Source organism: Stenotrophomonas sp. (assembly GCF_050737075.1).
In the GTDB taxonomy this organism is placed as follows: domain Bacteria; phylum Pseudomonadota; class Gammaproteobacteria; order Xanthomonadales; family Xanthomonadaceae; genus Stenotrophomonas.
On record NZ_JBOHXV010000155.1, the window covers coordinates 1 to 5,548 of the forward strand.

A 5,548-nucleotide genomic window follows, 5' to 3' on the forward strand; every position below is an offset into this window, starting at 1 on the left:
CCCCAGATCGCTCGTCCTTGCAGACATGGCCAGCTTCGACCAGGCCAGCAACTTCCTGGGCGATCTTGGCGGCGCGAGACAGTCGCAGCGATGTTTTGGCAGGCTTGAACAAGCCGAGGTAGCCCAGCACGGCCTTTCCCAACTCCGGCTGCATGCCGGCCAAGGTTACGGCCAGCCGCTTGCCGTCTTCCTCGACAAAGAACGCATTCACGTGGCCCTGTGCGCCGCATTCGGGACATGTCGCTTTCATCAGTTTCTCCGAAAGTCCTTCATCGAGAGCGCGGGCGGCGCATCCAGGCTGTCCAAGGCGCTGCTGAGGAATGCGTGCACGAACGCATCCTCCGTGCCGCCAGCCCTTAGCAGCTCGACGCCTATAGCCACCACGTTCGTGAGATACGGCACCACCTGCGGCGATGACAGCTGCATTACGTGTTCAAGGGTGATCCTGAGCGCGGCATCTGCTGCCGACTCCAGTGCCTGAAAGTCTTCCTGTGCGGTCACTTCCTACTCTTCCTGTTTGCGTCGATCTGGAGCGCAGCGATCAATCGGTGGAGTTGGTCAGCCTTCAACCACTCAAGCCGCTCAACCTTGAACATGCGCTTGGCCATTGAAGTGGCGTAGCTCCATGGCTTCCCACCGGCAGCAAGCAACGCCTCGACCTTCTTCAGCATCGGGACGCTGTCTACGTTCTCCGGCCTCCCAGGGAAGATCGTGGCGCCACCTTGCTTGCGGGCATCGCTGAAGCCGAGTCGCTTCAGCTCCTGAATAACCTGATCTCGCTCCTGGATGGACATCGCGGCGCTCGAATCTTTGTTTGTGATCCGAAGCAACAGCTCCCGGTACGTACTGTCGTCCAGGCCGAGCTGATTGGCAGCAAGATGAATCTTGGCGATCTGCGCCCTTCTGGGGTCTCTACGCGGGGTCATTCAGCAACTCCAGCTTTCTTTGTCCTTCGCCCAAACCCTGATTGAGCTGAGCGCGCGAGCCAGCCTCGTAGCCTGCTCGGCGATCGCGCTCCGTAGCCCGTCCCGATTTGATGACCGTTCCACCACTAAACTCAAGATGGCCGTACCGCTGCTTGAGGGCCAGATCGAGCAAGAGTTGTCGACCTTCTGGCATCTCCGCCCGGGGAAAGAGGCGGCGAAGCGCGCCGACAAATCCGAGTGCAAACTCTTCCCCTCGGCGGTATCTGTTCTCTTTTTTACGAATACGGCGGGTATGGGCCTGCTTTCCGAGTTGCAACTGACGACGCAGGACCGCATAGGCGTAGCCCGCCACCTCGGAGTCGGTGCCAAGGCCGTGAAAGAGAACTACCGTTGTCCCTTTGGTCCTCAACGCGCAGTCGCGCACCACGACTTGGCTACGGCGGCTGATTACCACAGTGCAGCGATACCCGTCGCCGACCAGGTTGGCCAGCGCCACCAGGGACTGGGGGATCATGCCTCCCCGGTACCCTGTTGGCGCTTCGGTGGTACACACCTCCAGCGTTTTCGCGTCCGTTTCGCTAAGCCCGTACTTGTCCATCAAGGTCCGCGCGTGGCGCAGCGCGGTCGCGGCTTCGGTCGGGTTGCTTGAGCCTGCCATCCGCAGGCATGCCTGAATCTTGCGCAGGGCGCTCGCGATGTCCATCAGGCCTTTTCCTCGAATCGAACCCACTGCGGGTGGAGTGGATGGCGCTGCATCGCCCAGGGGAAGACGTCTCCCCGAAGCTGGATGTACTCCAGCGCATCTCTCACCATCGTGAGGTCTTCGCCGAAGAGGCGGGGCGCGGTGACATCGAAGTACTGGACCCCGTCAACCCAAGTATCCCGGCAGAACAGCTCGATGTCGCAGCGTACGGTCTTGTCTGCGATCTGGGCGGCCAGTTCTATCACCGCAGCGGCCGGTTTGGAGTCATCCATGTCAGACCCCCGCCATATCGAGCGTGATCGGCTGATACTTGCCCTTATCGTCGCGTTCGTAGACGCGGACGTAGGCTTTACTGCCCACGACCTGGACGGCCTCACCGATTGCCACCATGGCGCGCTGCCACCGCTCGTCCTCAATCTGAAGCCGCCGCAGCGAAAGCACCTGGCCGGTGCGGATGTTGCCCTGCTGGTCCATCCGGAACGCATCATTGATGATCGCGCGAACCTCCGGGGATGCGTCTTCCGTCCATTCGACCAAGCAGGCATCGATCAGCGCTTTTGCCGCCTGGAGGCGTTCATCGAAACGGATGCTCTCCTGAATCTGACGAATGATCTTGTAGCTACCGTTGAAGGCCAGGAGGGTGACGTTCCCCTTTGTTCCCCCGATAAACACCCGATATTCCTCCGCACTGAGCTGAATGAAGGCGGCGATGTCGGCGTGCGCCCGGATCTTGAACGCCGCGAGCTGTGCATGAAGGCGCTTTGCCTCGCTGGCCAACTCGGCCACCAGCTCATCGCGGGCCTGATCAATGGGACGGATATTCCTTTCGGGGATCAGATTACCTTTGGCGTCCTGCCGGTAGCCGGCCGGAATGTCAATGGTGCATTGCATGGTGTTGCTCTCCATTTCGTGATCAGTCGCTGAGGCTGCTGGCTGCTGCGCGGGTGGCCCGGTTGGCTGTGAGCAGGTTCTGAATTGCCGCGTGGGGCAGCTCGATGCAACAGGCGTCCACCAGTGCTTCATCGAGGTCCTGGCTGATCGCTTTGAGGCGATTGCGCAGTGCCAGAGGGTCATCCTGGCGAGGGCTTCCGACTGCGCTGTTCGCCGGCTCCAGCAGGGCTACGGGCGAGCTGGTGTTCAGGCGGATCAGGGCGTGAATCGCACCCGCTCCTGTGCCCGTAGTTTCCAGCTGGCCCTGCTGCTGCAAGGCGACCACCGCCTGCGCCCGCTCCCCGGCGGGGATGTCATTCAGCAGCTCACGCAGCTGGACCGCCGTGATCATTCCCCCCGAGGCAGATGCCTCATCAAGGATGCGGCGCTGCACCTCACTGCGCTGGTGGTCTGTGAAACGGGTGTTCTTCATGACTTCTCGTTGCCTCTCGCTGCGTCAGTGGTGGGTCCGGATGGCGGTGGGGGTGCAGACCTCCCACTCGATCTGACAGCCATGGAACGGAGCGGCCATCACGGTGCGCTTCACCATCTGCCCACCGCCTTTGCGAACGTGCTGAACGCCCACCAGGAAGGTGTGGTCACGCGGCGGATCAATGACGATCAACGGCTTACCACCGCTGATCGAGATCGAGCGCGGCACGCAGCCGTGATCTGCCAATTGGCCCACGGCGCCTTGTGCTGCCTTCAGCAGGTCCACGAACGTCGGAACAACCTTCGCTGCGATGCTCATGCCGGAATCTCCCTAGGGGGGTTGTTGAACTGCTTGGACCAGTTGGAGAGCTGGAGCAGCTCACCAACCGTCAGGGAATTAACGGGCTTGCCGCTTGCGGCAATGGCCTTGACTACGTGGCAGCGCCGCCGCAGCGCCTCGCTGGCACCGAGCTGGCTGATGGCATCCACAGCGCTGATGAGGTCGGCGGTGATGCGGGAGTAAGGTCTTGCCATCAGCCCAGCACTCCCAGCTCCTGGGCTGCGTACTTGATCGAGTCGCAGCAGATGCGGCGGTTGTTCGCCTTGGCATAGATGGCCGCCAGGCGCAGCACCTTGTTCAGCACCCGCAGCGCACCAGGCATCGCTGCAATGGAGCGGATCTGCTCCTTGCATGGCGTGTCCTCAATGCCCCACGCCGTGATGATTGCGTCGGCGTCGGCCACGCTCGCCTTCCGCAACACGATCTTTTTGCCAATTCGGCTGTAGAGGCGGTCCAAGTAAGCGGCGCGGTTCCCGCCGCTCATTTGCTGGTAAACCCGCTCGTTGCCGCACAGAACCAGGCCGATGCCTGCCTGGTCGTTGATCGCACGGACCTGATCCAGCGCCGGGACCGAGAGGTGCTGCGCTTCGTCCAGCACCAGCAGACCATTGGTCCCGCGTACCTTGGCGAAGATGGCGCGCTGCAGGTAGGCACTGGAGTTGGTGAGGTCGCGCAGGCCCATGGACAGTGCGATTTCCTGCAGGCAGGTCAGCACGCTGCCCGTGGCCGGCGTCAGCTCGACGTGCCAGACATTCGGGGTCTGCTGGCGATAGCGGTCGATAGCCTTGGTTTTGCCCACACCCGCGCCGCCGCAGATCACAACAATGTCAGAGGCCATCTGGGCGTACCGCAGGCCTGCGATGATCCTCTCGCCCGTCTGGGTCTTCACCCATTCCGGGCCTTCCGGGAGCTTCCCGGTGCTGTTGCGCTCATCGAAGGCCTTGAGCCAGTTGGTGAGCTTGCGGCCAACGTTCTGCAGGTTGCCGTTGTAGGAGCCGCCGAGGAACTGCGAGACGGTGGCCGTACTGAGGTCGGCTTCGCGGGCAATGCGTGCCTGGGAGTAGCTCTTATCGTCCTCCGCGACCGCGCGAATGCGCTCACGCAGGTCTGACAGCTGCTCAGTGGTGATTTCTTCGAGCTGGGCGGTCGGTAGGGCGCTGACGTTCATCGTATCGATTTCCTTGGGATGGCTGGGGTGCTGCGGTTTCAGTGGCTGGCGTTTAAATCGGGCGAGGCGTTGTTTCCGCCTTTCCAATCCGGCACCTGGTGCGGTGCCGCGAGGGTTTACCCTCGTATCAACCCCGGACTGGATACGGGCTTGAGATCGATATCGAGCTGGGTGGGAGCCCTCCTTGGCCAAGCGCTCCAGGTACACCCGGCGCTTCATGAATCCTGTTTTCAGTTCGACGGCCTGCATCACGCTTCATCCTTCGGTGCCTTCCAGAGAGAAGTCGCATTGCTGCGGCTGGCCATGTCATTCATCAGCGAGATGAAGGCGCTCTCGTTGTCATCGGTGCCGGTGCGGCGATGCTCCATTTCGGCAGGGGCAGGTGCCGGCGCCTTACGGCGGCCGAACATCGGTGCGATCACGCCAGCCGGGGGCAGCTCTTCGGGCATAGGAGACGGAAGCTGCGCGGCGACCTTCGATGCGTCCATTCGGCGCTCGGCAGCCAGCTGCTGCCGGTTTGCTGTCCGGTACTGCTTCTTGGCGCGAGCGTGTTCACGTGCAGCGCCCGTATCGGCGAAACCAACCGCCGCGATGCACTCGGCCTGGCCGATGTAGACGTTCGCCAGGGTGTATGCCTGTACCGCCTGGTGGAGCTGCTCTGGATCAAAGCGGAGCATCAACTTCTGGCCGGCGTAGGCCGCGATAGCCTCACTCCAGTAACGGTTACCCGACAGGCGCACAGACCCGTCTCGGCGGTCGCCGGTGACGACATCCGTGGACAACAGCAGTTCGCGCAGCTGCTCTGGCGTAGCCTTGCGAATCGGCGACCTCGCGTAGCTCTCCTGGAAGGCTGCATCGAAGCTGCGGCCGGCGGCCGTGCGCGTGCGGCGACCCTCGCGGGCGTTGTGGGCCGCGATTTCTTCGTTAACTACCCGCACGAACTCTTCCAGCGGGATGGCCTTGCTGCCGTAGTTCTCCGGCTTGGCATCCGGCTTGTTGCCCGTATAGGCGCCAGCGAACGCCGGGTGCTTTGCGATGCGGTCGCACAG

11 protein-coding genes are annotated in these 5,548 nt (G+C 62.3%); all 11 read right to left on the reverse strand.

The features are described from left to right. A partial coding sequence (locus ACREPD_RS21490) for a hypothetical protein (RefSeq protein WP_431601173.1) occupies nt 1–250 on the reverse strand: 250 nt, incomplete at its 3' end. Continuing rightward, the gene (locus ACREPD_RS21495; protein WP_431601174.1) at nt 250–501 is read right to left on the reverse strand and encodes a hypothetical protein; all 252 of its coding nucleotides are present in this window, start codon (nt 499–501) and stop codon (nt 250–252) included. The genes ACREPD_RS21490 and ACREPD_RS21495, both read right to left, overlap by 1 nt. Next, nucleotides 498–926, reverse strand: a complete 429-nt coding sequence (locus ACREPD_RS21500) for a gp16 family protein (protein ID WP_431601175.1) — start codon at nt 924–926, stop codon at nt 498–500. Before ACREPD_RS21500 ends, ACREPD_RS21495 begins: the two co-directional genes overlap by 4 nt. Further along, on the reverse strand, nt 913–1,629 hold the full coding sequence (locus tag ACREPD_RS21505) for a DUF2786 domain-containing protein (protein WP_431601176.1): 717 nt from the start codon (nt 1,627–1,629) through the stop codon (nt 913–915). The genes ACREPD_RS21500 and ACREPD_RS21505 overlap by 14 nt, the downstream gene beginning before the upstream one ends. Continuing rightward, nucleotides 1,629–1,901, reverse strand: coding sequence for a hypothetical protein (locus ACREPD_RS21510; protein WP_431601177.1), 273 nt, complete (start codon nt 1,899–1,901; stop codon nt 1,629–1,631). Before ACREPD_RS21510 ends, ACREPD_RS21505 begins: the two co-directional genes overlap by 1 nt. A 1-nt stretch (nt 1,902) precedes the next feature. After that, complete coding sequence (locus ACREPD_RS21515; protein WP_431601178.1) at nt 1,903–2,535, reverse strand: DUF3164 family protein; 633 nt, start codon at nt 2,533–2,535, stop codon at nt 1,903–1,905. A gap of 7 nt (nt 2,536–2,542) precedes the next feature. After that, on the reverse strand, nt 2,543–2,992 hold the full coding sequence (locus ACREPD_RS21520) for a hypothetical protein (protein WP_431601179.1): 450 nt from the start codon (nt 2,990–2,992) through the stop codon (nt 2,543–2,545). Nucleotides 2,993–3,016: 24 nt separating this feature from the next. Next, nucleotides 3,017–3,310 (reverse strand): hypothetical protein, encoded by a 294-nt coding sequence (locus tag ACREPD_RS21525; RefSeq protein ID WP_431601180.1) that lies wholly within the window; start codon nt 3,308–3,310, stop codon nt 3,017–3,019. Next, the gene (locus tag ACREPD_RS21530) at nt 3,307–3,525 is read right to left on the reverse strand and encodes a hypothetical protein (RefSeq protein ID WP_431601181.1); all 219 of its coding nucleotides are present in this window, start codon (nt 3,523–3,525) and stop codon (nt 3,307–3,309) included. The genes ACREPD_RS21525 and ACREPD_RS21530 overlap by 4 nt, the downstream gene beginning before the upstream one ends. Next, nucleotides 3,525–4,748 (reverse strand): AAA family ATPase, encoded by a 1,224-nt coding sequence (locus tag ACREPD_RS21535; protein WP_431601182.1) that lies wholly within the window; start codon nt 4,746–4,748, stop codon nt 3,525–3,527. Before ACREPD_RS21535 ends, ACREPD_RS21530 begins: the two co-directional genes overlap by 1 nt. Then, the coding region (locus tag ACREPD_RS21540; RefSeq protein ID WP_431601183.1) for a transposase domain-containing protein at nt 4,748–5,548 on the reverse strand (801 nt) is incomplete at its 5' end. The genes ACREPD_RS21540 and ACREPD_RS21535, both read right to left, overlap by 1 nt.

Excerpts from the sequence above, each read along its gene's own strand:
- ACREPD_RS21500 (WP_431601175.1), bottom strand. The coding sequence starts at position 926 with ATGACCCCGCGTAGAGACCCCAGAAGGGCGCAGATCGCCAAGATTCAT.
- ACREPD_RS21505 (WP_431601176.1), bottom strand. The coding sequence starts at position 1,629 with ATGGACATCGCGAGCGCCCTGCGCAAGATTCAGGCATGCCTGCGGATG.
- ACREPD_RS21510 (WP_431601177.1), bottom strand. The coding sequence starts at position 1,901 with ATGGATGACTCCAAACCGGCCGCTGCGGTGATAGAACTGGCCGCCCAG.
- ACREPD_RS21515 (WP_431601178.1), bottom strand. The coding sequence starts at position 2,535 with ATGGAGAGCAACACCATGCAATGCACCATTGACATTCCGGCCGGCTAC.
- ACREPD_RS21520 (WP_431601179.1), bottom strand. The coding sequence starts at position 2,992 with ATGAAGAACACCCGTTTCACAGACCACCAGCGCAGTGAGGTGCAGCGC.
- ACREPD_RS21525 (WP_431601180.1), bottom strand. The coding sequence starts at position 3,310 with ATGAGCATCGCAGCGAAGGTTGTTCCGACGTTCGTGGACCTGCTGAAG.
- ACREPD_RS21530 (WP_431601181.1), bottom strand. The coding sequence starts at position 3,525 with ATGGCAAGACCTTACTCCCGCATCACCGCCGACCTCATCAGCGCTGTG.
- ACREPD_RS21535 (WP_431601182.1), bottom strand. The coding sequence starts at position 4,748 with ATGCAGGCCGTCGAACTGAAAACAGGATTCATGAAGCGCCGGGTGTAC.